We start from the raw sequence: 26,840 nt of genomic DNA, 5'->3' as shown, positions 1-26,840 counted from the left end.
CCGGCCTTTCCGGCGGTCAGCTGTGAACGGGGCAGACTAGCAGAATTGGGGTCCGTTCAGCGCCAAACGGTGGCAAAACCGCGCCGGAACGCGGCCTTCCGCGGGAGCGCCATCGCGCTCCCGCACGGCTGGCGCCTCAGCCTTCGGGGCAGCGGGCCGGCTGCCCCGCCGCCAGCGCACCGGCCACGGCGCCGATCTGGCCGGCGAGCCGGTTGATCGCCTGCTGATGGCCTTGCACCAGGGCGTCGTAGCCCTCGCCCACGGTTTCGCTGATGCGGCTGGCGCACGCCACCGGCTCGCCGCCCTTCAGCGGACGCACGCTCCAGGCGGCATCGATGAAGGCATAGCTGCCCGGCACGGAATCGAAACGGCGCAGATCGAGCTTGATGCGCACGGTGGCATGGCCTTCGCTGGGCAGGCCAGTGATGTCCTGGGCACGGAAGTCGCGGACGAGATCGGCCGACAGCGCCCCGCGCACCTCGTCGCCCAGCGGCGCGATCCAGCGCTGCCCCTGCAGCACGGCCACGCCCTGCCCGCCCTGCCGCACCACCATCTGCGGCTGATCGACCTGAGCCGGCACGGTGACCGGCAACAGTTCGAACTGGAACGATCGTGCCGCTGGCGCCGAGACCTCGCCGCCCGGGGCCGGCACCAGCGTGTAGTAGCGCACCGGCGGCACGGAACCGCAGGCGCCCAGCACCAGGGCCAGTGCGGCGATGGCCACGTTCAGCGTTCCCCAGCGGTTCATGGCTTGCTCCCTTGTGTCGGCGCGTCCTGCGGCGGAGGCGGCGTTGGTGCTTGCTGTTGCAGTGGCTTGTCGTCGGCGCGGCGGCCGCGCAGCAGCGCGTCCGGATGGTCGCCCAGGTAATCGGTGAGCACGCGCAGCGAGCGCGCGGCGCGCTGCAGTTCCTGCAGGCTGCCGCCCAGGTTCTGTTGCAGCTGCGAGTCGGGCGCGAAGGCGTTGTTGGCGTTACCCAGGGTCTTCTGCGCGCCCTGCAGCGTGGTCTTCACCTCGGGCAGCACGCTGCCGTTGACCTGCTGCAAGGTCTTGTGCAGTTCGCTCAGCGTGTCGTTGAGGTTGTTGCCTATGCTGTCGAACGGGACTTTCTGCACCTTGCCGACGATATCGGCGATCTGCTGCTGGATCTTGTCGAAGTCGCCCGGCGCCGTCGGGATTTCCAGCGGCTTGCTGCGCCCATCGAACTCGACCTTGGGCGCCTTGGGCAGGAAATCCATGGCGATGTAGAGCTGCCCCGTCAGCAGATTGCCGGTGCGCGCCTGCGCACGCAGGCCGTGCTCCACCAGGCGGCCCATCATCTGCGACATCTGCTCGTCGTCGCCCTGCGCCTTGGCCAGCGCCACCAGCTTGTCGTGGGCCTTGCCCAGCCGCGCGGGGTACACCACCGCGCCCACGATGGTGGGGAAGGTCTGGGTCTTCTCGTCGAAGTCGAGGTTGATCGACACCACGCGCCCGAACGGCACGCCCAGGAATTCCACCGGCGCATCCACCGCCAGGCCACGCAGCGACTGGCTGAAGCGCATGCGGATGTAGCGCGGCTCGCCATCCGGCGGCGCCATGGCCGTGGCCTTGTCGTTGAACAGGGTGAAGGCGTCGTTCTCCTGCGCGGGCGAGGCGTCGTGCGGCCCCGGCGGATCCTGGAATGCCACGCCGCCGGCCAGCACCGTGGCCAGCGATTGCGTGTTCACCTTCAGGCCGTCGGCGCCCAGCGACACGTCCACGCCGCTGGCGTTCCAGAAGCGCGACGAGGTGTTGACGAACTGGTCGTTCGGCGCGTCGATGAAGATCTGCAACGTGACGCCCTTGCCGTCCTTGTTGAGGTGATAGGAGGACACCCGGCCCACCTGGATGCGGCGGAAATAGATGGGCGAGCCGATGTCCAGCGAGCCGAGGTCGTCGGCATGCAGGTCGAAGGTCTTGCCCGGCGCGCCATGCGTCACCGTGGGCGGGGATTCCAGGCCGACGAAATCGTCCTTGGGCTCCTGCGACTGGCCCACGTCCGCGCCGATGAAGGCGCCGGACAGCAGCGTGTCGATGCCGGATACGCCGCCCAGGCCGATGCGCGGACGCACCACCCAGAAGCGCGAGTCGGCGGTGGCGAAGCTCTTGGCGCTCTTCTCCAGCGCCACCTTGGCCACCACGTGGGTGCGGTCTTCGCTCAGGCGCACGGTGGTGACCTTGCCGATCACCACGCTCTTGTACTTCACCGGCGTCTTGCCCGGATCCAGGCCCTCCGCGCTCTGGAAGCTGATGCTGATGGTGGGGCCGGCCTCGGACCAAGCATGGATCACCAGCGACAGGCCAACCAGCGCCGCGATGATCGGCACCAGCCACACCAGCGAGGCATTGATGCGCGGCCGCTGCACGACCGGCTCGGGCAGGCCTTCGGCGATCTTGTTTTCGTCAGTCATCGAAGTCCCTGCCATCCCAGATCAAGCGCGGATCGAACGTCATCGAGGCGACCATGGTAATCACCACGGTGAGGCCGAAGAACACCACGCCAGGCAGGGGTTCCACCTGGCTGAAGAAACCGAATTGCACCAGCGCTGTGAGCAGCGCCACCACGAACACGTCCAGCATCGACCAGTAGCCGATGAACTCCACCAGCCGGTAAAGCTTGGAGCGCTGCCGCTGGGCCCAGGTGCTGCCCCGCTGCGAGCTGATCAGCAGCAGGCCCAGCGCGAAGAACTTCAGCACCGGCACCATGATGCTCGCGGTGAACACGATAACGGCAAGATCGGGCGAACCCTTGACCCACAGCTCGATGATGCCGCTCAAGATGGTGTTGTCGTCGACGTCGCCCAGGCTCACCGTGCGCATGATGGGCAGCACATTGGCCGGCACATAGAACATGAAGGCCGCGATCAGCAGCGCCCAGGTGCGGGTATAGCTGCTGGACTTGCGCTTGTGCAGCGGCGAACCGCAGCGCGGGCACACGGCGTTTTCCGCCTTCACGTCGCGGCAGACCATGCGGCAGACATGGCAACCGATCAGGCCGAGGTCGCTGGCGCGGGGCAAGTCGGTCATGCCGGCGCCTCCTCGGTGAGGTCCCACAGGCGACGCACGTCGATGCTGGAGAACGCCGTGATGATCAGCATCAGCACGCCATAGGCGAAGATGCCCGGATTGGGCAGCACGTCGAAATACATGTGCGCCTTGACCACCGCCACCAGCGCGCCCAGCACGAACACCTCGCTCATCGTCCAGGGGCCGATGCGGTAGAGCAGCACCATCACCGCGCGGAAGCCGGGCGCACGGCGCCGCCTGCGGGCATACAGCAAGACCCAGAACAGCAGGCCCATCTTCATGATGGGAAAGAAGAACAGGGTCAGCGCGGCGATCACCGCCACCACCTGCGAGTGCTCCTGCCACATCATGGTGATGCAGCCCCACAGCGTGGTGCTGATCAGCTGGCCGTTGAGCCCCAGCGTCACGATGGGCCAGATATTGGCCTGCACGAAGGCGATCATCGCCGTGATCACCAGCGCCAGCATGCCGCTGACGCCAAGGCTGTGGTGGCGGGCGAGGATCGCGTCGCAGCGTGCACAGCGGGCCACTTCGCCACAGGCCAGCTGGCGACGGCGGTATACCGTGTCGCAATGCTCGCAGATCCACAGGGTGGGCGGCGCGATGGCGGGTTTGATGCCTTGCGATGGCATGGTCATGTGATGATTTTCGCAAATATCGGGGCTTTCGCCGATAGGGCCCGTTCCAGTGGCCTTTCCTGGGCCCACGGCGGGCCCCGCAACCTTGATATGCTGGACGACGCCCTGATGTGAAGGGCATCCGTCAACGGGAGTTTCCAGTGAGTGCCACGACCGCCGATACGCATGTTTTTGACGTGCGCGAGGACAACTTCGAAGCCGAGGTGCTGCAGGCCTCGCTGACCACGCCGATCCTGGTGGATTTCTGGGCGACCTGGTGCGGCCCGTGCAAGACGCTGGGCCCGATGCTGGAAAAGCTGGCCGGCGAGTTCAACGGCGCGTTCCGGCTGGCCAAGGTCGACGTGGACAAGTCGCAGCAGCTGGCGGCCATGTTCGGCATCCGCAGCATTCCCACCGTGATGCTGGTGAAGGACGGGCAGATCGTCGACGGCTTCGCCGGCGCCCTGCCCGAAGGCCAGCTGCGCGAATTCCTGCAGAAGCACGTACAGGCGCTCGACGGCGCGGCCAACGACGCGGACGTGGCGCCGGAATCCCCCGAGGAAGCGATCAACCGCCTGCAGCAGGCCATCGCCGCCGAGCCGGATCAACCCGAGCTGAAGCTGGATCTCGCACTGGCGCTGATGCGCGCCGGCCACGCCGACGCGGCCGAGGCCGAGCTGAGCTCGCTGCCCGCCAACCTCGCCACCGACGCCCGCGCCGTGCGCCTGCGCAGCCAGCTCGACCTTGCTCGTGCGCTGGCCGGCGCGCCGTCGCTGCCCGAGCTGCAGCAGCGCGTGCAGGCCGATGCCACCGACTGGGCCGCCCGCGACCTGCTCGGCGTGCGCCTGCTGCTGGAAGGCGACGCCACCGCCGGCCTGGACCAGTTCCTCGTCATCCTGGAAAAGGCACGCGACTGGAACGACGGCCAGGCCAAGAAGCGCCTGCTGGCCGCCTTCACCACGCTGGACGATGCCGAACTGGTTGGCCGCTATCGTCGGCGCATGGCGTCGCTGGTGTTCTGATGTCATCCGGGCGGCGCATGCCGCCCGATCACCAAGCCGCATCCGTCAAGCCCATTCCCGCGAGGGAATGGGCTTCGCGTTTCTTTACGGCGCGCTGGCCGTCGCACCGTTGCTGCCGATGTTCTGATCCAGGAAGCGGACAACACGCTCGAACAACTCGGCACGGTTCTGCTCGTCATAGAACCCATGCCCCTCGCCTGACTTGTACAGCCATTCGTGGGCGATGCCGCGCTTGAGCAGTGCCGCGTGCATCGATTCACCCTGGATCGGTGGCACGCGCTCGTCCTGCCCGCCGACGATCAGCATGACGTTTGCCTTCAACCGGTCCAACTGGTTGATGGGTGAATGGGCGGCCAGCTCCGCCGGGTCGGTACCGAGCGTCGTGCGCAGATAGTTTTTGCCGGACGTGCGATCGGAGATATCGCCGTCCGTATACATTTTCGCCAAGTCGTAGACGCCGACGTAGCCGATCGCGCAACGATAGAGGTCGGGCTCCTTCACCGCGCCCTCCAACGCCGCGTATCCACCGTAGCTGCCGCCGAAGATGCAGATGTGGCCCGGCATCGCAATGCCCTGCTCGATCGCCCAATGCGTGGCATCGGTAACGTCGTCTTGCATCTTGCCGCCCCATTCCCGATAGCCGGCATGCTCGAAGGCATGACCGTAACCGCCGGAGCCGCGGAAATTCACCTGCAGCACCGCGTAACCCCGCGTAGCCAGCGCCTGCACGGTGGGATCGAACTCCCAGTTGTCGCGTATGCCGAACGGGCCGCCATGCACCAGCACCACCATGGGCAGATGCTTTGCCTGCTCGCGCCCCGGAGGCATGCTGAGATAGCCATGGATGGCGAGCTGGTCGCGCGATTTGAATTCGACAGGCTCCATCTGCGCCATCCTGTCGGGCTTGATCCAGTCCGCACGCTGCAGCAGCGGCTCAGCCTTGCCTGTCGTCTTGTCCCACAGAAAATAGGTACCGGGATCCATGTCGGACGAAGCCAGCGCCACGGCCTTTTCGCCGTCGTCTGTGCTGGAAACGATACGGATGCTTTCGCCGGGCAGCGCCTTGGTCAACGCGCCGATCGCCTTCATCGTGTCCGACCCCGCCACGAAGGCCGAAGCCGACGGCCTCGCCGGCATGCCATACACGCCGACGACATCACGCCGATCGAGACTGCGCATGAGGTCGCTGCCATCGGAGTCCGGACTGGTCCACACGGGCTCCTTCATGGACCGTGTCGCCACGTCCCATGGACACAGCGCTCCGACGGCGCCTTTTGCCTGACACCACATGAAAACCTGTGAATCCTCGCGGTTGAAGGCCTCCGGCCAAGGCACGCTTCGCTCGGCCGAGCCCTGGAACAGGAGCTCCCACGACTGGCCCTCGCCACTGCGGTAATACACGACCGGGTAGGCATGGCTGTCGATGCCCTTGGCGAAGCGCGCGACGCCCTGGTTGTCCACCACGAAGGACGCGTTGCGAATCGGCGCGGTACCCACGGGGCGCTTGGTCCCGTTATTCACATCCATCTGGAATATCTGTGTGTACGCGCCATCCGCGCCACTGTCCCAGGGCGTCACCGCGATCAGCACGCGATTGCCGTCACCGTTGCGTAGCGTATCTACCAGTTCGGCCGATGCGCGCTCAGCCTGCGCCTGCTGGATGTGCGTCGCCTGATTCGAGTTGCCCGCGCGGTAGCCGAACAGAATCTGGGCACCCGTGCCATCCCCGTTCACGCCGAAGATTTCGCCGGTGGCGAAGGGCCGATCCCAACCGCTCACCTTGGTGCCTTCGGTATAGAGCACCCGGCGGTTGTTAACCCACCAGAAATCAACCACCTGGTTGCCTTCGCGGGGTTTGAGCATGGTGCCCTTGTGATTGACCAGATCCACCAGCGCCAGCATCGGCTTGCCTTTCACCACCGTGGTGGCAGCCAGGTAGTGACCGTCGCCAGAGATTTTCACGCTGTCGTATTGCTCATGCCGTGCGAGGTCATCCAATGACACGGTGTTGGCGGCAAACAACGGGTACGACAAGACGCTGAGCGCGCAGAAGGCTGCGCGCCGGATTCCGTTTTTCATCTTTCCCCCAAGTGCGGGCGCCCCTCGCGCCATCGCTGCGGCGGAGTATAGGCACGGAATGCGGCCTCCCCGAGGGCAGCATGCGGACAATCTGCACTTCCCTGCGGACAAATCAGCGAATACACACAAATCCATACGCATGCGTATGTTTAGGTTATATTGGGAGCCCTTGCCATTGCCCCGTCCCGCCCATGCGCGCCTCCACCTTCCGCCGCCTGATGAACCTGTGGCCGCCGTTCCTGTTCAACAGCATTCGCGTCCAGTACGTGTCCGAGGACTGGTCGGAACTGCGCGTAGTGCTGCGCCTGCGCCCCTGGAACCGCAACTACGTGCGCACACAGTTCGGCGGCAACCTGTTCGCCATGACCGACCCCTTCTGGATGCTGTTGGCCATACACCAGCTGGGCAACGACTACTTCGTATGGGACAAGGCGGGCGCCATCGAGTTTGTTGCACCGGGTCGCGAGGATGTCTACGCGCACTTCAAGCTGGAGGCTTCCGTGGTCGACGAACTGCGCGCGGCGGCAGCGGGCGGAGAGAAGGTGCTGCGCTGGTTCGACGTGGACGTCGTCACCCGCGGCGGTGAAGTCGTGGCGCGCGTGCGCAAGCAGCTGTATGTGCGGCTCAAGCCCAAGGCGCGCGCCGATGCCCCGGACAACGCGCAGTCGCGAGCTGCATAACCGGCGCTCCAAGGCGACCGCGGAAGCGAGGTAGCCATGGATCGCCTGCGGCGCAAAGCGGGTTGCCGTGGGACAATGGCGTGTCCCCTCCTTCTTCGGCCCCGCCATGAAACGCCTGCGCATCAAACGTTACCTGTTCACCGGCCTGCTCACCTTCATTCCGCTGTGGGTGACGTGGGTGGTGTTCAAGTTCGTGCTGAGCATGCTGGCTGGCATCGGCACGCCGCTGGCGTCCGCGCTGCTGACCACGCTGTCTTCCGCCACTCCGTGGGCGGGTATCGCGCTCAATAATGCATGGCTCACCTTTGTGGTGGCGCTGCTGCTGACGCTGGGCGTGCTCTATTTGCTTGGCTGGTTAGCCAATCGCGTGATCGGCCAGCGGCTGATCGACGGTTTCGACGCCTTGCTGGCGCGCATTCCGCTGGTGCAGACCATCTACGGCGGCACCAAGAAGCTCATGGCCGTGCTGCAGCAGAAGCCTTCGGGCGTGCAGCGCGTGGTGCTGATCGATTTCCCACGCCGTGGCATGAAGGTGGTGGGTTTCGTCACGCGCGTGATGATGGAAGAAGGCACCGGCCGTGAAATGGCGGCCGTCTATATCCCCACCACGCCCAATCCCACCGGCGGCTACCTGGAAGTGGTGCCGGTGGACGAACTGACGCCCACCGACTGGACCATGGACCAGGCCATGGCCTTCATCATTTCCGGCGGCGCGGTCGCGCCGGATACCTTGCCGCCACCGCCCGCCGCCCTGCGCGATGCGCCGCAGGACACCGAATGACGACATCCACCGAGGCGTTGAACTAGGCCAGCACCTCGAACGGCCGCATCATTTCGTTCGAGGCATGCTCCAGCAGGTGGCAGTGCCATACGTAGCGGCCGGTGTAGCCCTCGAAGGTGATGATGTAGCGCGTCACCATGCCGGGATAGACCTGCGCCGTGTCTTTCCAGCCGGCTTCGTGCGGCGGCGGCGGTTGCGCGGGGCCGGTGTAGCGCAGCGTCCTGGATTCCAGGTACTGATCCACGTCGAAGGGACGGCGGTCGAGAATCTGGAAGCGCACCAGATGCAGATGGATCGGATGCGTGTCCCCGGTCAGGTTGAGGAAGCTCCAGATTTCCGTGCTGCCCAGGCGTGGCTTTTCGCTCACCGGATCATGCCAATGCTTGCCGTCCAGCAGCATCAGCATGGGTTCGGCCACGCAATCGGCGTATTCGTCGATGGTCAGCACGCGGGTGTTGGTCGCGGCCGATTCGGGCATGCGCGGTACGTCGCGTAGTACCGCCGGCACGCGGCTGGTGTCGTCCACCTTCCCCGCCGCCACCTTGAACTGCATCAACGGCAGGGCATCGGTCATCAGTTCGATGGCGCTACCGCCGAGGCCGGCAAAATCCATCACCAGATCCGCCCGCTCGCCCGGCGCAAGAAACAAGCTGGTCTGCTGCACCGGTGCGGCGAGCAAGCCCTGATCGCTGCCAATCTGCAGGAACGGCCTCTGGCCGCGCAGGCTCAGACGGAAGAAACGGCCGTTCGCGGCGTTGAGTACACGGAAGCGATAACGGCGCGCCTGCACGTCGAGCCGGGGCATCAGTGCGCCGTTCACCAGCATCACGTTGCCGAACACCTCGGGCACCCAGGGCGAATCGCTCACGCCGGAGACCGGGTAGTAGAGCTGCCCGTCCTCGGTCAGCAGGCGATCGGTGAACACCAGCGGCAGTTCCTGCTCGCCGTGGGGCAAACCCAGCGACAGTTCATGCTCATCGCGCAGCAGGTACATGCCGAACAAGCCGGCATAGAGATTCAAGCGCTCGATGCCCATGGTGTGGTCGTGATACCACAGCGTCGCGGCATCCTGGCGATTGGGATAGGTCTGCTTGCGCGATTGTCCCGGCACGAACCAATCGGTGGGATAACCATCGTCCGTCGCGGGAACGCGCGCGCCATGCACGTGCACGACACCGCGTACTTCCGGTTTGTCCGGCTCGGCGCCGCAGACGTGGTGATCGATGGGCAGGAAGTGTTGCGATGGCAGGCTGTTGCTCCACTCGACGTGCGCCGCCTCGCCGCTGCGTGCCTCGATGGTCGGCCCCGGCATGGTGTTGCCGTAGGTCCACAACCGCGTGGGCGGCAGATCGCGATGAAGGCGCTGCGCGCTTTCGCGCATGGCGATGCGCAGTGGCGTTCCCGCCTTGGGATGCAGTACTTCGGGCACCGGCAACGTGTCGACAAACGGCGTCAGGCGCGCGGGATCGAGCAGCTTCGGCACGATGGTCTGGTCGGCCACGGCATGCTTGCAAAGGCTGCTCCCTTTCGTGGGATGCATGGCCATGTGCATGGGCACACCGAACGCGCGCAGCGCGCCCGCGCCGGCGATCCACCCCATGCCCTGAAGAAAACGACGACGCGAGGGATGCAAGGTTCACCGCCTCCGTGAGAAAAAGGAAACGCCCCGGGGCGACGCCCGGGGCGTTGGATCGCACTTTGCTTAGCCGCGCGGCGTGTGCGGCTGGCTGGCCCACGGCCACGGCTTGGGCTGCTTCACCGGCTTGCCGGTCTGCTCGTCCAGGATCAGCTTGCGATGCTCCGGGAACGGCTGGAAGAAGTCGAACATGTGCTCCAGCGAACCGGCCACGGCGTCGAACGAACCGCCGCCAAGGCGCTCGCCATGCAGCCAGTTGTCTTCGATGAAGCGCGTCACCGACGACTGATCGGTCAACGTGTGATCCACGTCGTTGCTGCGCGCCCACGGCGACACCACCAGCAGCGGCAGGCGCGGACCGTAGCCGCAGCGTCCCTGCACCGGCTGGCCCTTGCTGTTGGTGCCCGCCAGCGTACCGCGTGCCTTGCAGAGACCCGCGCCATCCAGGGCGTCTTCCGACGTGGCCGACGCATTCACGCGCGGCGCCGCCTGGTGGTCGTACCAGCCATCGGAGTCGTCATAGGCGATCACCACGGCCGTGTCGCGCCATTCCGGACGCTGCTGCAGGAAGTTGATCACGTGCACGATGAACTGCTGTTCGTCCAGCGGATCGGAGTAGCCGGCGTGGCCATCCTGATAGCCCGCCGCCTTGAGGAAGCTGACCGCGGGGAAGTTGCCCGCTTCCACGGCCGCGTAGAAGTCCGTCATGTCGTACTGATGGTTCGCCGCGTCGCCCTGGTGGCCGATCATGGCGACCGAGGTCGGGCGCACGTGCGTCGGGTTGGCGGTGGAGGCGTAGTACTGGAACGGCTGGTGATGCGGGATGTAATCCGCCTTCACCGTCTGTGTCACCGCCGACTTCGTGCTGCGCTTGCAGCCCGTGGTGCCGTTCGCATTCACCTGGGTAAGGTCGAAACCGCCCTCGAAAAGGCCCCAGGTCACGCCCTTCGCATTGAGCAGGTCACCGACGTTCTTGCCGCCGAGCTGCACCTGATTGCCGCTGGGCGACGAGCACACATCACCGATGGGATCGGCATCGCTGACCAGGGTCAGGCCGCCCTGGCCATCGTCCACCACGGCGCCGGTGCCGTTGAGCGTCTGCGTCACGCCGTTGGTCTGACCGGAAACAAGGTTGATCGCACCTGGCGTGGAAGGACCGAACGTGGTGCCGTAGCTGTTGTCGCTCATCGCGAACCACTGCGCGTAGTTCCACAGCGCGGTGACAGTGTTGCCGTCGTAATAGCCCATCACCTGGCCGTTGCCTTCCTCGTCGGCCGGCGCACCCGGCAGGGTTTCGCCCGAGCCGGTGTACTTCGGGAACAGGTCCATCGCGCCGCCATCGAAGGCCTGCTGTTCCGGACCGTAGTCATGGTCCTGGTCAGCAGTCGCGGCCTGCGCGCGCGACAGGCGGAACGGATTGATCGCACCGGTGCCATTCGCGGCGTTGTTCTTGTTCGGGTTGTTGGTGAGCAGCGCGTTGCTCAGGCCATTGACCTTCGGCGTGAACGGACGCGCGTAGAAGCTCGGCTCACCCACGCCGTTGGCCGCATTCGGATAGGTGCCGAAGTAGTGATCGAAGGAGACGTTCTCCTGAAAGATCACCACCAGATGCTTGATCGGCGTGGCCGTATGGACGTCCCCGCGATGCCAGCTGGCATCTTCGGCATGGACAGGAATCTGGGCCAGTGAAATGGCAGAAGCGCTTAGAACGCACGCGGCAAGACAGACTGCGAGTTTGTTTCGCATGGAGGGCTCCCTACGGTCGCGGTGGTGCGCTTCCCCTCAAGCGCTGATGCCGCGGACGATAGGCTTGCAAGGTGACAGGCGAGTAACAGAAGTCGCCGCATTTTCCTGCGATTGGCGCGATGAGACATGCAGCGCAAAAGTGCAGCCAAGGTCGGCACCGGCATACGTGGAGCAAGCCACCAACAGCGTCGCAAGACTGGCGACGCTGCCTTCTTCCTAAGCGACGTCGTACGCCTTCGCGGTACGTGCGCCATGCGCACCCACGCCGAACGACGCGCCGCATGCCGGCGAGGAACGCAACGGCATGAAGTGCAACGTCAGCTCGTCGGCCTTGCGCCCGTCGTGGTGTGATCCCGCGACAAACCGTGCGCGGTGCCCAGGTGGATTTCATCCTCGCGCTCGATGGTGCCGTCCTGCTCCCGCAACCGGCTGCAGAAGGGCGCTCACTGAGCGGCCTTGCCGCACTGGCGCCGGCCGGCCACGGCCTGCGCTGGGCAGAAGATGCCGGACGGGCGGCGCGGCAGCGTCTTGTCCCCACCGCCCGCCCTTGACTGGCCGGGTTGCAGGCAAGCCCCCTGACCTTTGACACTGTCTGTACCGTGACTTGCGGCCTAGCCTGAAAAGTCATCCATGCGATGCCGGGTAGCGTCAGGGGCCAGGCGATCGCTGCCACCTTGGCCGTCCCGCGGCCGCCGAACCTACAGAGGGAGTTCCATGACCAAACCGTATATGAAGCCCATCGCGCTCGCCGTGAGCCTCGCCCTGTCGCTCAGCGCCTGCGGCAAGCACGAGGACGCCACGAACGCACCGGCCGCCAGCAGCACCGCGCCTGCCCCGGCCAGCACCGCCGCCATGGCGGCCGCCGCGCCCAAGAGCGTGTTCGACATCGGCGAGCTGGACAGCAACATCCAGGCCTGCCAGGACTTCAACGGTTTCGTCAACAGCAAGTGGATCGCGGCCAACCCGATCCCGAACGACCGCACCCGCTGGGGCGCGTTCGACAAGCTGGCCGAGGACAGCCTGAACACCCAGCACGAGATCGTCGACGCCGCCGCCAAGGACGCCGCCAGCGCCAAGGCCGGCTCGATCGAGCAGAAGATCGGCTACCTGTACGCCTCGGGCATGGACGAGGCCGCCATCGAGAAGGCCGGCTTCGACCCGATCAAGCCCAAGCTCGACGCCATCGCCGCGCTGAAGTCGGGCAAGGACGTCGCCGGCTACCTCACCCAGAATTTCGCCACGGGCGACATGCAGGTGTTCCAGTTCGGCTCCGGCGCCGACTTCAAGGACGCCAAGATGCAGATCGGCTTCACCCAGCAGGCCGGCCTGGGCCTGCCGACCAAGGATTACTACAGCGACGCGAAGTACAAGGACATCCGCGACGCCTACGTTGAGCACATCACCAAGACGCTCGAGCTGACCGGCGTGCCGGAGGCCGACGCCAAGAAGCAGGCCGGCCAGGTGCTGGCGTTCGAAACCGAGCTGGCCAAGGCCTCGCTGGCGCCGGTGGAGCTGCGCACGCCGGAGAACCAGTACCACTTCGTCACCGTTGCCGAAGCCAACAAGATCACCCCGCACTTCAACTGGGAAGACTTCTTTAAGGCGCAGGGCGTGACCGTCGACAAGGGCTTCTCGCTGTCGCAGCCGAAGTTCTTCGCCGAGTTCGACAAGCTGCTGGCCAGCGCGCCGATCGACCAGTGGCAGGCCTACCTGCGCTTCCACACCATCGACGATGCCTCGCCGCTGCTCAGCAAGGCCTTCCAGGACAACCGCTTCGACTTCTACGGCAAGACGCTCTCTGGCCAGCCGGAACAGAAGCCGCGCTGGAAGCGCGTGCTCGGCGGCGTGAACGAGTCGATGGGCGAAGCGCTTGGCCAGCTGTACGTGGCCAAGGTGTTCACGCCCGAAGCCAAGGAGCGCGCGCAGGTGCTGGTGGACAACGTGCGCAACGCACTCAAGACGCGCATCCAGAACCTCGATTGGATGAGCGACGCCACCAAGGAAAAGGCCATCGCCAAGTGGAACACCTTCCTGCCGAAGATCGGCTACCCGGACAAGTGGCGTAGCTGGGACGGCCTGGACATCAAGCCGGGCGACTACTACGGCAACGTGATGGCCGCCGCCAAGTTCAACTACCAGTACGACCTCGCCAAGATCGGCAAGCCGACCGACCGCAAGGAATGGGGCATGACCCCGCAGACGGTCAACGCGTACTACAACCCAACCGACAACACCATCAACTTCCCGGCCGCGATCCTGCAGCCGCCGTTCTTCTATGCCAACGGCGACGACGCGATCAACTACGGCGGCATCGGCGCCGTGATCGGCCACGAAGCCAGCCACGGCTTCGACGACGAAGGCAGCCAGTTCGACGGCGAAGGCAACAACGCCAACTGGTGGACCAAGGAAGACCGCGAGAAGTTCGACCAGCGTACCGACCGCCTGGTGCAGCAGTTCAACGACTACACCCCGGTCAAGGACAAGCCGGATGCGCACGTCAACGGCAAGCTGACCCTGGGCGAGAACATCGCCGACCTGGGCGGCCTGAACGTGGCCTACGACGCCCTGCAGGAAGCGCTGAAGAAGAACCCGCAGGAAGCCAACGAGAAGATCGACGGCTACACCGAAGACCAGCGCTTCTTCCTCAGCTGGGCCCGCGTGTGGCGCAGCAATATCCGCGAGAAGGAAGCCCTGCTGCGCCTGAACACCGACCCGCACGCACCGGCCTCGCTGCGCGCGATCGGCGCTCCGTCCAACATGGAAGCCTTTGCCACGGCGTACCAGTGCAAGCCGGGCGACACCATGGTGCGTTCGGGCGACAAGCAGGTGAAGATCTGGTAATGCTTCGCTGACGTTTGGACGTCTGTAACAGGAAAGGGCGCTGCATGATGCAGCGCCCTTTTTTTGGCCGGGCATTAGGGGCTGTTCACGATTTCCGTGATGCTCATCCCCCTCACCGTCATTCCGGCGCAGGCCGGAATCCAGTGACGAAAGTGGTCGGTTATCGCGCGACGCCAAATCATTTGGCTCTTCCGCGAAAACCGCGCAACGAGGCCACTGAATTCCGGCCTGCGCCGGAATGACGGCGAGGGGGACTGAGCGCTCGCACGAGTTTTTGAATACGCCCTCACTGCCCTCGCATGCGCCGCGCCTCATACGCCTTCAAATGCGCATACGCCGTGCGCAGCATCGGCAACGCCGCAGACGCGCTCGAACGCGTCAGCAGATCACCCACCACGTGATCCGCTTCGATCGGCCCGCCCTGCTCCAGGTCACGCATCATCGATGCACTCAGCGCGGAACCCTGCTCGGTGAGCACGCCGCGCGCACGCGCCAGCACCGCTTCGCTCGGCGCATGCCCGTTGTGTTCCGCCACGCTGCGACAGTCTTCCAGCAATTGCAGCGTGGCCTGCTCACCGCCTGCGGCAGCCATGATGTCGCCCACCGGCGCGCGCATCAGGCAGGTGATGCCGGCGAGCGAGGCGAGGAACACCCACTTGTCCCACATGTCCTGCAGGATGGTGGGGCTCAGGCGCGGCTCGAACTTCGTTTTCGACATGGCCGCGAGAATGCGCTCCGCACGCTCCGAACGCGAACCGTCGCGCTCGCCGAAGGTGACGCTGTGCGACTGGTTGAGATGGCGCACCGTGCCCTGCGCATCCAGCGTGGCGGCAATGACGCATTGGCCGCCCAGCACACGCGCCTTGCCGAAGCGCGCATCCAGCAGATCCAGATGCCGCATGCCGTTGAGCACGGGAAGGATGGCCGTGTCGGAGCCCACCGCCGGCGCCATGTCCTCGATCACCTGCGGCAGGTGATAGGCCTTGCAGCTCAGCAGGATCAGGTCATAGGGCTCGCGCAGATCGCTGGCCTGCACGGTGGAAGGGTTTGGCCGCGTGACGTCGCCAAGAGCGCTGCGTATCACCAGGCCATGCTCGGCCAGTTGCGCGGCGCGCTTCTCTCGCACCAGAAAGGTCACGTCCTCGCCGGCCTCCAACAGGCGGCCGCCGAAGTAGCCGCCCGTGGCGCCCGCGCCGATCACAAGAATTCGCATCGTTCCGCTCTCCTCGACCACAAGCAGGCAAGCGTACGCCAGACCGGCCGGCCGCCCTAACGGCCAAGTTGGACGGCGCCGCATCGGCAAGAACTTTCGACTAATTGCAACTCATTCTCATTGCCAATAACATTTGCGGACCCGCTGGCGGGCTTCCGCTGGTGATGGATCACCGGATCACGCAACCCACTGACGAAAGTCGGTTTTTCTGATCTCCCCGCAATCGACGCCCGCCGCCGCCATTCGTCGATTCGCCTGGTCCCGCTTCGGCTGGGCCGGACAACTCACCCATACGACGAACCTTCATGGCCTACATCACCAGTCGCAAGCATGCTGTTACCCGTAACGCGCTGAACGCCGCCGCCACCACCTTGATGACCGGCCTGGCGCTCGCGCAACCGGCCCTGGCGGCCGACACGCCGGCTGGCAGCGGCGACGCCACGACCACACCCAAGACGCTCGACGGCGTGCAGGTGCAGGCATCGACCACCAGCGACTACAAGGTCGACAACCTCTCCTCGTCCAAGTACACGCAGCCCATCCTGGACACCACGCAGACCGTCAGCGTGATCAGCAAGGACCTGTTCCTGCAGCAGGGCGCAACCACGTTGACCGAAGCGCTGCGCAATACGCCGGGCGTGGGCACGTTCTATGTTGGCGAGAACGGCACTACCTCCACCGGCGACGCCATCTACATGCGTGGCTTCGATACTTCGGGCAGCATCTTCGTCGATGGCGTGCGCGACCTCGGCACCATTTCGCGCGATGTGTTCAACACCGAGTCGGTGGAAGTGATCAAGGGACCGGCCAGCACCGACAACGGCCGCACCGCGCCCACCGGCGCGATCAACATGGTGAGCAAGCAGCCGGAGCTGGGCAACGGCATCAGCGCCTCGCTCGCGTACGGCAGCGCCAATCAGCGCCGCATCACCGCGGACTGGAACCAGGCCGTGAGCAACACCGCGGCGTTCCGCCTCAACGTGATGGGCCAGGATTTCGGCGTACCGGGCCGCGACAAAGTGGAAAACAACCGCTGGGGCGTCGCACCGGAATTCGCCTTCGGCCTGGGCACCGCCACGCGCGTGTACCTGGACTACCTGCACATCAAGCAGAACAACGTGCCCGACGGCGGCGTGCCGACCATCGGCCTGCCCGGCTACAGCAGCCCCGACCCCACGCGCTCCTTCCTGGGCACGGCGCGCGAAGTCGATTCGTCCAACTTCTACGGCACCACCGCCGACCACGACCACGTCACGGCCGACATGTTCACTGCGCGCATCGAGCATGACGTCAACGACCAGCTCACCGTGCGCAACACGCTGCGCTGGGGCCGCACCTTCGAGGATTACCTGCTCACCTCGTTCATGGGTACCGCGGCGAACCTGCGGACGCCGAACCCGAATGATCCGTCCACGTGGACCATCGCGCGCAGCAACCCGACGTTCAAGCATCAGGCCAACACCATCCTCACCGACCAGGCCAACGTCACCTACAACTTCGACACCGGCGCGATCACGCACAACCTGAGCAGCGGCATCGAGCTGACCCGCGAAAAAGCCACCACCATCGGCTACGTCGCCCTCAACGGCACCACCTGGCCGGCCGCCAACCTGTACGACCCGAACTGGGACGTGAAGGGCCTGATCTACGGCCAGAACGGCGCCTACACCGATGGCAAGACGGATACCGCATCCGCCTATGTGTTCGACACGCTGAAGTTCGGCCCGCATTGGCAGGTGAACGCCGGCGTGCGCATGGACCACTACGACACCGACTACGCCAGCGCGGTGGCCTGCGGCGGCAAGAGCGGCCCCGCCTGCGGCACGCTGGCGACCGGCAGCGTCGTGCCGGGCCTGACCACCCAGGTGAGCGATAACCTGTGGAACTGGAAGCTCGGCGTGCTCTACAAGCCGGTGCCCAACGGCTCGGTCTACATCAACTACGCCGTGTCGGCCGAGCCGCCGGGCGGCAACACGCTCACCCTGTCCAGCTCCTCCAACAGCCTGGACAATCCCAACCTGCAACCCGAGCGCGCCCGCACGTATGAGGTGGGCACCAAGTGGGATCTGCTGGACGACAAGCTGCTGCTCACCGGCGCGCTCTACCAGACCACGGTGAGCAACGACCTGGTGCAGGATCCGGTCACCCTGCTCTACTACCAGATCGGCAAGAAGCGCGTGCAAGGCGTGGAACTGAGCGCCGTCGGCAAGCTCACCGAAAACTGGGCGGTGAGCGCGGGCTTCACCACGATGAACGCCAGCGTGCTTTCCGGTTCGGCCGTGGCCCAGGACGGCTCGTCCGATCTTGCCTATACGCCGAAGAAAGCCTTCACCAGCTGGACCAGCTACCTGCTGCCGTTCGGCCTGACCATCGGCGGTGGCGCGCGCTACAACGGCGAGATGCTGCGCGGCACCGACAGCGCCATCGGCACGCCCGCCTACACCAAGGCGTACTGGGTGTTCGATGCCATGGCGTCCTACCCGATCAACAAGAACATCGACGTGAGCCTCAACCTGTACAACCTGTTCGACAAGGACTATGTCGCGGCGATCAACAAGAGCGGCTACCGTTACACGCCGGGCACGCCGCGCTCCGCGATGATCACGGCGAACGTGCGGTTTTGAGGATATGCGAGGGCTTTTATGCTCGTCATCCCTGCGAAAGCAGGAGGCGTTTTTCAACAGCCGAAGGGCTGGTCATCCAGCGTCTTGCACTGATGACTGCGAGGAACAACGAGTGGATTGACAACATGCGCGTATCGACAAACAAACGCTATCAATGAGCACGCAACCCACGCGCTGACGCAGGCACCGAGAGCCCACCATGCTGCTGCACCTTCCCAACGTCCTCGATCACGCGCAGATCCGCGCCATGCGCCAGGCGCTGGATCAGGCCACATGGACCGACGGACGCGAAACCGTCGGGCCGCAGGGCGCGAAGGTGAAACGGAACCTGCAACTGCCCGACGCCTCGCCGCTGCGCGCGGAGCTAGGCAAGATCGTGCTCGACGCACTCGCCCGGCAACCGCTCTACCACGCCGCCACCCTTCCCCTGCGTACCCTCACGCCCCGCTTCAATCGCTACGAAGGCGGCGGCCAATACGGCTTCCACGTCGATGGCGCCGTGATGTCGCTACCCGGCGGCGAGCAACTGCGCAGCGACATCTCCTGCACGCTGTTCCTCGCAGAACCCGAGGAATACGATGGCGGCGAACTGATCGTCAGCGACACCTACGGCGAGCACGAAGTGAAACTACCCGCCGGCGACGCCATCCTCTACCCTTCCAGCAGCCTCCACCGCGTGGCGCCAGTGACACGCGGCGCGCGCATCGCGGCGTTCTTCTGGGTGCAGAGCCTGATTCAGGACGACAGCAAGCGGCGATTGCTGTTTGAGCTGGATGCGGCCATCCAGACACTCACCCGCACACAGGCCGACCCGCAGGCCCTGCTGCAACTGTTCGGCGTGTATCACAACCTGCTCAGGCAGTGGGCCGAAACCTGAAACACGCGCCTGCCTGAGCAGCGATGATTACCAGCAACCCGATGTCGTGGGCGAGCGGTTACCGGCCTGATCCAACGACAATGCGCTGCACTGCGTGTCGCGCTTAAGCTGCGCTCCAATCGGCGTCGCCCGGACGGTGAAAGCCGTCGCTGAAACCGCCGGCACGGTATAGGCGTAGCTGGTTCCGGTCTGCGACGCCGCCGCACAATCCAGCGTCACTGTCGGTGGCGTAGTGGTAACCGGGTTCTGCACCGCAGCCGCTGTTCCCGAACTGGCAGGAGCCTGGTCGTAACGCAGGTTGGTGGTGTAGTAGCGCTCCATGTAATTGGAGTACTCCGACAGGCAACCCTCGGCGGCAACACGGTTGGTCTTCGTGACGTAATTGATGTACGAGGGATAGGCGATAGCGGCAAGGATCGCAATGATCGCCACCACGATCATCAGCTCGATCAGGGTGAAGCCCGCCACCGAATGGCCTTCGATCCGCCCGTGACTGTTCATGCTGTCATTGCTCATGGATTCACCAATTCCTTCCAAGAAACGCGCTGCGGTATGCCAGCGGCGCCGTTGGTGCTGATGCTGGAGGTCGAACCGTTGTCGAAGCTCATCAACATGTCACCGCCGACGAAGATCGGATTGTTGGGCAATGCGCTGAAGCCTACGCCTGCCACCGGCAGCGTCTTTCCGCTGGGTAGCGTCACTGAGCCGGTGCCGCCGTTGACCATGAAGAAATTGCCGCTCGGGTTGGTGCCGGTGAATGGATCGACTGCCATGACCCAGCCATTGCCCGACGCATTGCAGATATCGGCGCTGGACGCGGCCGACGGAATGCGCGTGGTGCCCAACAACAGGTTCCCCTGGAACTGGCTGGGCGTCACCATGCGTTCGCCCTGCGCGTTGTACCCGGTCACCACGCCAGTTTTGCTATCGACGGTGGGCTGCTCCAGGTTCATGTACCAGCCGCGCTTGCCCGACATGTCATTGGGCACGGGGTACGATGTCACTGTACGAACTCCCAAGGTGGGCGGTGTGGCAGTGGAATCACCATCCACCTCGTAGGTGATAGAACGCTGCACCATAGGTTCTTTGGCCAAATCCGACGCACTGGTACTTCCTGCCTGCACGATCACGCCATACCAGCTTTGCACCTGTTTGCTGGTGGTATCGCCACTGCTCAAGTACTGGCCAGTGCCAAAGAACACCCACACGTAGCCCGACACGGGATCTCGGCCAGCGAGCATACCCGCCGTGATGGGTTGCGCGGTACCGCCAGAATCGGTAGCGGTAAACTCAATCGTGCCTGCCGTACTTAAATCAGCAGCAGCATTGGTTGTGTCGTACAGAGGGAACATCCAAACGCGCCCGTCCAGATCACCCGCATAGGCCTCGGTGCTGACACCAGTGGCCGGGTTATCCATCCATGTCACGGGCGCCGCGAGACCATTGGCTGCCGTCGAATCGGTGGTGTGTACGTTGAGCGTCCCATCGGCAAGGTTGAACTCCAGCAGCGCCGCTGTACCGTTGCTGCTGTTGTAACCATTGCCGATCAGTACCTGCCAGTCGGCAGTCGTACCCTTGTCCTGCACCTTGGCGATCACCGGCTTGCCCACCATCTGGCCGATATAGCCACTGTTGGTCATACCGTCGCCAGCGGAACGCTCCCACAGCGGCGTGATGTTGGCTGGATCGGTGATATCGAGCGCATATATCGCCTTGGCCAGGCCACGCCCCGTCGTGCCCACCAATACGGTGTGCCAGGCCGAGCTGAAGAACGCATCCGCAATGGTCAGCTCACCGTCGTTGAAATACTGATGCGGTACGGTGGTACTCGTCGTCGAGCCGTAGTTGGGATCGGACAGGTTCTTTATGTTTCCTGCCGTGATGACCGCACCCGGCAAGTAGGCAAACGTCTCCGCACCGGTGCTGGCATTGAACGCATGCAGCATGCCGTCGTTGGCAGCCACAAACACCAGCGCCGTACGGGTAGAGGCGGCACTTGGCGTGGAAACGCCATTAGTGGTCGTGCCAACCGCAAACGCCTGGAAGGAATTGTTACCAGTCGTCGCGGTGTTGCTTATCCCGGTGAACGACTGGTTCTCGAACTCGTTGGGGTTGGGCGCGCCCGAATACACCGGCTGCGAGTCCACGATATCCCCAAGCGGCGTAGTGCGGGTGCGATAGATACCGCTGTTCGCCTGTTCCAGTGTGTTGTCGCCGCGGAGGTAGTTCACCATCGCCGCCTGGGTTGCGGAGCTGCCCAGCGCCGCCAGTTGCGTACTGCTAAGCGAGGGCGGCGAGCCACTGCTGCTGTTGATGAACTTTACGAAGCTGCCGGCTGCGGCAGCTCCTGGCACGTACGTCCAGATGTTTCGATTGGGGTAGGTGCTGAACTTGCCGACCGCAGTGGCGCTGGCGAGTAACTTCGACGATGCAGACCAGCTGGCTGTCGAGCTGATGGCTCCCGTGCTTGAGTTGATCGACAACGCCAGCAGATCGCCGGTCCACTGCACCGTGTGGTACTGGGCCTGATAAGCCACAGTGCCGTTGGTGAGCTGGGTTGAGTTGGCCGCCAGGCTCGCGCCGCTGCCGACACGCGCGGCGGCGCGGTTCAGGGCGTCGGTCAAGCCGCTGGTGAACGTCGCGGGGCTGGTGGCGGAATAGAAACCGCCGTGGCCGTTCAAACCGGCGTGTTCCAGATCAGCGATATTGTTGATCGAGCCATTGTTGCTTGGCGAAGGCGTCGGCCAACTGAAGTTGGAAATTGCCGTTCCGCCATTGGCCCAGCTGAAGATCTGTGCCTGTGTAGCCGTGGACGGGCTGATGTTCGTGGGCGTGAAGCCCAGGCCCATGGTGAACGTCACCATATGCTGCCAGAACGCAGGGTCGGCCGAGTTGGTCGGTACCTCGTTGGGGAAGCCCGTGCCGGTCTGCAGGTCATGCTCCCAGTAGTACATCGCGACATCGGCGAGCGACGGGCCTTGACTACTCGTGCCACCACCGGAATAGGGTTGAACGGGCGAGCTGTTGGCGGTAGTGGGCCACGATTGGCCATTCGGACCGGAAATGGACGGCCACTTGGCGCCGCTCGCGCCACTTATGGCGGAACTATCCGATGAACTGTAGCTCTCGTTCCAGAAACCGTCGGTGGTCAGGATGGTGTAAGCCTGACGGCACGCAATGTTCGAAGGCTGGGTGCTGGTGCCGTAGTTCGGATCGCTCGACATGACTTCCCACGGCTGGGAGGTCTGGTAGTACTGACCCACCTGATCCAGCGCCATACGGAGCGGTGTGCCGCCGCTTGGGGACAATGCAGCCACCCAATTCCAGAAGCCATTCTTCCAGTCGGAACTGGAGGAGCCATCGCCGAATGGCTGTAGTGGGGCGATCGTATTGGTCGATGTTCCGCCACTGCCGCAGTTATAGGTATCCGTATACGTATAGGCAGTTGCGGACGAAGCCGGCAGATTGCCGGAATCACCATTGCAACCACCATCGATTGAACCAAAACCGACACGGAACTTTGGATCGACCGTAGAGAAGGCTGACATCAGGCCACTCTTGGCCATCTGGATGCGCGTTCGGTAGTACGAGAACCAATTGGCCACGTTCTGCTGCGTCGCTGCATCCTCGACGCACAGTGACTTGTCCACCGGTGTCGGGCTTGCCGTCGCCAGCAAGGCGCAGGTACCGGTCGCACCTACGTAATACTCGGTACTGTTGGAGCCGGTGGTGTAGGTGAAGTAACGCCTGGTGCCCTGGACGCTGCAGGTGGTTCCGTTCAGCACATCCCTGTTGTTACACGAATATGGAGCGCCCACAGACGTAGTGTAGGCCACGGTAACGCGAGATACGGTGCCTGGACTTGTGGTCTTCTTGCCATTTGTGCAGATATATGACGATGACTTGCCGCTAGTTTGCAGCGTCAGCGTATAACCCGACGGACATGTGTAGCACGTGGCCGGATTTTTGTTGTCTGATGTAGACCCACTCGGGCACGTATTCGTATAGCACGTTGGGGGCGTATTTCCATCCGAGGTGGAGCCGCTCGGGCAGGAATAAATTGTCGTTCCGTTGGCCGCATAGGTGGAAGTGGTCACCTTGAACGCCGTGTAGTACGGAAAGTTGCCAGTAAACCGCGTTATGTCCGTCGCGGTCTGGTTAGTAAAACCGTCGGCATAGGCATTGGTCAGACCGGGCGAGGCCGGATAGAGATCCGGAGAGGCTGCCGTACTGTCCGCCTTGGGCGGCGGCGAATATGTAATGGCCGGGTTGTAATACGCGCCGTTGATGGCCGAGTTGCGCGCTTGGTCATTGGTCGGGCTGCCATTGCCCGTGGATGACGTTAGGTAACCCCAGTCGGGCATGTAGTCCCACGCCATCGAACCTGAGTCATCGAGCATCAACACCACATCCGGCGGAATCGTCGGCTGCACGGTCAACGGTTGCTGGTCGACCGTCACCCCCGTGGAAGTCGCGGCCACGGCAGGCATGTAGACGACACCCAGCATCCATACGACCAGCATGGTGCCCAGCGCCCTGATGGCGGCGGAGCGCCTGCTGCGCGGTGTTTGCGGCTTCATGTTCATCGCGGTCAATCCTGAAATCGGTCGGTTTGTCGCTCGCTGCCCTCGGGCAGCGGTCGCGGTAAGGGATCAGCCTTGCTTGACGATGGCCTGGATGGTGACCACGGCGCGGTCGCCCACCACAGCGGGATCACCGCTGCGCGCGGTGATGCGGTAGAACACCGCCGTGCCGGAATTGCCCTGCACGCCGTAATTGCGCGAGTTGCCGGTCTGGCCGAAGCCTGTATTGGTGGTCTGGTCCACCCAGTTGCCCATGTTCTCCACCACGAACTGCGGCTGGCTAGCGGCGGTCGAAGTCGCGGTGTAGTTGCCAGCCGCCGTGCCCTTGCTCACCGTATTGATGCTAGCCGCGGTCAAGGTCGGATCGTTGAACGGGTTGGGCAAGCATGTGATGCCGCCGGCTTGGCAGTTGTGCCAGATCACCGGGGGCGTAGTCGCAAGTTGCGCGCTTGCTGCGCGTATTGCCGCCTCTGCACTCTGGAAAGCCTGCTCACGGTCGTACTGATTGGCCGACATCCTCTGCTGCATGATGGTGCTGTGCACGGAGGCGAGCCCCACCAGGGTAATCAGCACGAGCAGGATCAAGGCCACGACCAGCGCAACGCCACGCTGCGTGCGCGCGCCAGAAGATAACCGCTGGGTACGATGGGTATACAAAAGGTTTGGCGCGTTCATCTCATTGCACCCGGTTGCGCATGGTCGCGGTGTAAGTGAAATTGCGCACGAGCGGACCGGTGCCCGCATTCTCACTGGCGCGCGCATACGTGCTCTGCACCTGAAGCGCGACCTGCGCGGCATTGACCGCCGCCCAGCTGGTCACTCCTGCAGCGTTGGTCAGGGCCGTACCCGTCGACTGCAGGTAACTAATCTGCATGCTGTTGACGTTACGCACCATTTCCTGTGGCGTTGCCGCTGAGGCTCCAGCCGCGGTATATGTCACGGGCAACCGGTACAACGAATTGCCGCCCACGGCGTTCCTGCCGATATACCAGTCGACCGCCGTCAGCAGGTTCACGCGCGCATTGGGCAGGAAACTGTACGCATTGCCCGTGGCATTGCAGATCGTGGGATAGCCCAGGCCGGAAGAGCAGTTACCGGGCGTTGGCGTGGTGGCGGTGGCAACCCCCACGGACGTTCCGCTGTACGACGTGATCTGCAGCAGCGTGGCATGATCGAAATCGCACACCATGACGATGTCGCCAGCCGCCAACTGCGTGCTCGCGGCGTTGATATTGAGGCTCGTGGGGCTGCCCGACACAGCGCCGACCGATACATCCGTAATCGCCGTGCCAAGCACGCTTACCGAGCTTTGGCCCGCAACCGGTGCCCCGGCGCCCGTGAGCCCCGTCAGGGCGGGATCCTTGCTGGCATCGTCGTAGCCCTGCAAGGGCAGCGCCCAGTTGGCGTACCAAAGGGTCGTATTGTTGTTGACCACGTTGGCCACGCGGCCACTGGTGTTGTCGCAACCGTTGAAGCCCGCGTCGCGCAAGTCGCGCGCCATCATCTCGAAGGCGGTACGCGAGCTGCTTTCCACATCGCTCAATGCCTCATTGGAGCGATAGGTCTGCTGGCCGGCGAGGAACACACTCATGACGCCACCAATCACGATCAAGCCAAGCAGCATGGCCACCATCAGCTCGATCAAGGTGAAGCCGCGTGCGGACCCCACAAAACGCCGCGATTGGCCGCGGGGCATGAATTGCGCGCTCATAGCATGGCCTGCGTGACGACTTGCTGATTTGTGCTTCCGCCCAGGCCAGCACGGCTATCGTCGAACTGGACGGTGACGGTGCAATAAGCCGTGGTCGTGCCGGTAGCCGCGGTGCAGTTGATCGTGCCGACCGTGCTGGTGCCAAGCGGAACGAGTTGGGTCTTGCACCACTGGCTGACCTGAGCGTTGGCCAGGCCTCCCGATGCGGCCGGACAGGCACTTGCCTTGACGGGAGAAAGACCGTTGTAACTCCCGCCTACCGCATTGGTGAGGTCCGCGCGCATCGCATCGAGAATGGAGTAGCTCGCCACCGTTGCCAGGCTGCGCGACATCGCACTGTTGTTGGTGGACAGTGAGCGTGCCTGCAGCGCAGCCACACCAATAAAGCCGATGGACAGTACCAGCACCGCCACAAGCACCTCGATGAGCCCCACACCGGACTGATGGGCCGCCGCCTGACGTAGGCCCCTGCGCCGCCCAAATCGGACCGATTGCATGCGCTGTGTCATGGGCAAGTCACCGTGGCGGGAGAGGACGAGGTGATGATGCTGCCGGTGGCCATGTTGACCTTGATGTCGTTGTTGCTCTTGAGCGCTGTCGAGCAAAGCTCCACGACGGCGTTACCCGTCGTCGTGGTGTCGAAAGGTGTTGTCGAGCCTGGGGCATAGCCAAGACCGGTTCCATTGAAGCGGATCGCCGCGACGGTGCCACGCACCTGTATCGAGGGGATCGACAGCGCCGACGGCGCTGCAAGCAGCTGGGTAGCCGTGGTGCCGGTGAGCACGAAAACCGCACCGGCATTCGTGGCGCAAGCCGTACCCAAGGTGTCGGAGGTGTTGGTGGCGGCTGCGTTGCTGCAGAACTGGACGGAGCCGTTGCGTTTGATCGCTTCCATCCGGGCGCTGTTGAGCGCGCCGACCATGGCGTTGGTCGCGGTCGTCAGCCGGTTGCTATTAATCATGTTGCTGAAGCTCGGTACGGCAATCAGCGTCAGGATGGCCGCCACGGCAAGCGTGATCATCAATTCGACCAGACTGAATCCGCGCGCAGTCCCTTGGGGCACACGCGCCTGTAAAGGCATGCGCCAACGCCCGGCCATAATGCCGAATGGCATCCGATTCACGTTACCCCCTGATCAAAGAACCGCCAGCGCTGCATCCGCTGACGCGATAGGGCGGACCTGACAGCCCACCCTCTTGATGCGAACTCTAACCAGCCGCTTTCGCCCGACCAGCGGGCAGCCGACCATTGGAGGGATTTTCCCGACGAGCGGTCAGCGTTAGCCGCCCATTGGTGACGTTCATCACTGACGCCGGGGCAGCCAAACGGGGTTTCGCTAGGCATCCACAACCACAGAGCGGATAATTGGCGCCCCTTGCAACCT

The 26,840-nt window shown here is 64.1% G+C and carries 20 protein-coding genes; 6 read left to right on the top strand and 14 right to left on the bottom strand.

Annotated features, from left to right (window positions below; translation table 11 throughout):
- Positions 1-136 precede the first annotated feature (136 nt).
- The 4 genes from BDW41_RS12575 to BDW41_RS12560 are packed head-to-tail and all read right to left on the bottom strand — an operon-like array spanning position 137 to position 3,684.
- Positions 137-748 (bottom strand): PqiC family protein, encoded by a 612-nt coding sequence (locus tag BDW41_RS12575; protein ID WP_074547716.1) that lies wholly within the window; start codon positions 746-748, stop codon positions 137-139.
- Positions 745-2,430, bottom strand: coding sequence for an MlaD family protein (locus BDW41_RS12570; protein ID WP_074547717.1), 1,686 nt, complete (start codon positions 2,428-2,430; stop codon positions 745-747). Before BDW41_RS12570 ends, BDW41_RS12575 begins: the two co-directional genes overlap by 4 nt.
- On the bottom strand, positions 2,423-3,046 hold the full coding sequence (locus tag BDW41_RS12565; RefSeq protein ID WP_074547718.1) for a paraquat-inducible protein A: 624 nt from the start codon (positions 3,044-3,046) through the stop codon (positions 2,423-2,425). Before BDW41_RS12565 ends, BDW41_RS12570 begins: the two co-directional genes overlap by 8 nt.
- Positions 3,043-3,684, bottom strand: coding sequence for a paraquat-inducible protein A (locus tag BDW41_RS12560; protein WP_074547719.1), 642 nt, complete (start codon positions 3,682-3,684; stop codon positions 3,043-3,045). The genes BDW41_RS12565 and BDW41_RS12560 overlap by 4 nt, the downstream gene beginning before the upstream one ends.
- Positions 3,685-3,824: 140 nt before the next feature.
- Between BDW41_RS12560 and trxA the strand changes: the two genes are divergently transcribed.
- Positions 3,825-4,685, top strand: a complete 861-nt coding sequence (gene trxA / locus BDW41_RS12555; protein WP_074547720.1) for a thioredoxin — start codon at positions 3,825-3,827, stop codon at positions 4,683-4,685.
- 84 nt (positions 4,686-4,769) lie between these two features.
- On the opposite strand, the gene BDW41_RS12550 is transcribed toward trxA, so the two are convergent.
- Positions 4,770-6,764 (bottom strand): S9 family peptidase, encoded by a 1,995-nt coding sequence (locus BDW41_RS12550; RefSeq protein WP_074547721.1) that lies wholly within the window; start codon positions 6,762-6,764, stop codon positions 4,770-4,772.
- Positions 6,765-6,955: 191 nt separating this feature from the next.
- Between BDW41_RS12550 and BDW41_RS12545 the strand changes: the two genes are divergently transcribed.
- The gene (locus tag BDW41_RS12545; RefSeq protein ID WP_074547722.1) at positions 6,956-7,444 is read left to right on the top strand and encodes a DUF4442 domain-containing protein; all 489 of its coding nucleotides are present in this window, start codon (positions 6,956-6,958) and stop codon (positions 7,442-7,444) included.
- A 106-nt stretch (positions 7,445-7,550) separates the two neighbouring features.
- A complete protein-coding gene (locus BDW41_RS12540) occupies positions 7,551-8,225 on the top strand; it encodes a DUF502 domain-containing protein (protein ID WP_074547723.1) in 675 nt (224 codons plus the stop codon).
- A gap of 22 nt (positions 8,226-8,247) precedes the next feature.
- On the opposite strand, the gene BDW41_RS12535 is transcribed toward BDW41_RS12540, so the two are convergent.
- Both BDW41_RS12535 and BDW41_RS12530 read right to left on the bottom strand, forming a co-directional pair.
- Positions 8,248-9,858, bottom strand: coding sequence for a multicopper oxidase domain-containing protein (locus BDW41_RS12535; protein ID WP_233496861.1), 1,611 nt, complete (start codon positions 9,856-9,858; stop codon positions 8,248-8,250).
- A 69-nt stretch (positions 9,859-9,927) separates the two neighbouring features.
- Positions 9,928-11,607 carry an alkaline phosphatase family protein gene (locus tag BDW41_RS12530; protein WP_083337594.1) on the bottom strand — a complete coding sequence of 560 codons (1,680 nt, stop codon included), beginning with the start codon at positions 11,605-11,607 and terminating at the stop codon, positions 9,928-9,930.
- A gap of 714 nt (positions 11,608-12,321) precedes the next feature.
- Between BDW41_RS12530 and BDW41_RS12525 the strand changes: the two genes are divergently transcribed.
- A complete protein-coding gene (locus tag BDW41_RS12525; RefSeq protein ID WP_074547725.1) occupies positions 12,322-14,448 on the top strand; it encodes a M13 family metallopeptidase in 2,127 nt (708 codons plus the stop codon).
- 286 nt (positions 14,449-14,734) lie between these two features.
- Here the strand turns inward: BDW41_RS12525 and panE are convergent, their stop codons facing one another.
- A complete protein-coding gene (panE, locus tag BDW41_RS12520; RefSeq protein WP_074547726.1) occupies positions 14,735-15,661 on the bottom strand; it encodes a 2-dehydropantoate 2-reductase in 927 nt (308 codons plus the stop codon).
- A 305-nt stretch (positions 15,662-15,966) separates the two neighbouring features.
- On the opposite strand from panE, the gene BDW41_RS12515 reads away from it, so the two are divergent.
- Both BDW41_RS12515 and BDW41_RS12510 read left to right on the top strand, forming a co-directional pair.
- Entirely contained in the window at positions 15,967-18,285 is a 2,319-nt protein-coding gene (locus tag BDW41_RS12515) for a catecholate siderophore receptor Fiu (protein ID WP_074547727.1), read from the top strand.
- 199 nt (positions 18,286-18,484) lie between these two features.
- Positions 18,485-19,162, top strand: coding sequence for a Fe2+-dependent dioxygenase (locus BDW41_RS12510; RefSeq protein WP_074547728.1), 678 nt, complete (start codon positions 18,485-18,487; stop codon positions 19,160-19,162).
- Positions 19,163-19,189: 27 nt separating this feature from the next.
- Here BDW41_RS12510 and BDW41_RS12505 read toward each other — a convergent pair whose 3' ends face one another.
- From BDW41_RS12505 to BDW41_RS12480, 6 genes are all read right to left on the bottom strand, one after another.
- Complete coding sequence (locus BDW41_RS12505; RefSeq protein WP_074547729.1) at positions 19,190-19,678, bottom strand: type IV pilin protein; 489 nt, start codon at positions 19,676-19,678, stop codon at positions 19,190-19,192.
- Positions 19,675-23,748 (bottom strand): PilC/PilY family type IV pilus protein, encoded by a 4,074-nt coding sequence (locus BDW41_RS12500; protein ID WP_233496860.1) that lies wholly within the window; start codon positions 23,746-23,748, stop codon positions 19,675-19,677. The genes BDW41_RS12505 and BDW41_RS12500 overlap by 4 nt, the downstream gene beginning before the upstream one ends.
- A 66-nt stretch (positions 23,749-23,814) precedes the next feature.
- The gene (locus BDW41_RS12495; RefSeq protein WP_083337595.1) at positions 23,815-24,420 is read right to left on the bottom strand and encodes a PilX N-terminal domain-containing pilus assembly protein; all 606 of its coding nucleotides are present in this window, start codon (positions 24,418-24,420) and stop codon (positions 23,815-23,817) included.
- 1 nt (position 24,421) lies between these two features.
- Positions 24,422-25,441 (bottom strand): prepilin-type N-terminal cleavage/methylation domain-containing protein, encoded by a 1,020-nt coding sequence (locus BDW41_RS12490; protein WP_255412972.1) that lies wholly within the window; start codon positions 25,439-25,441, stop codon positions 24,422-24,424.
- 11 nt (positions 25,442-25,452) lie between these two features.
- The gene (gene pilV / locus BDW41_RS12485; protein WP_343125762.1) at positions 25,453-25,965 is read right to left on the bottom strand and encodes a type IV pilus modification protein PilV; all 513 of its coding nucleotides are present in this window, start codon (positions 25,963-25,965) and stop codon (positions 25,453-25,455) included.
- Complete coding sequence (locus BDW41_RS12480) at positions 25,962-26,570, bottom strand: GspH/FimT family pseudopilin (protein ID WP_074547732.1); 609 nt, start codon at positions 26,568-26,570, stop codon at positions 25,962-25,964. Before BDW41_RS12480 ends, pilV begins: the two co-directional genes overlap by 4 nt.
- Positions 26,571-26,840: the final 270 nt, after the last annotated feature.

Origin of the sequence: Dyella sp. AtDHG13, assembly GCF_003201105.1 — a bacterium.
In the GTDB taxonomy this organism is placed as follows: Bacteria; Pseudomonadota; Gammaproteobacteria; order Xanthomonadales; family Rhodanobacteraceae; genus Dyella; species Dyella jiangningensis_B.
This window is presented reverse-complemented; position numbering and strand designations above follow the sequence as displayed.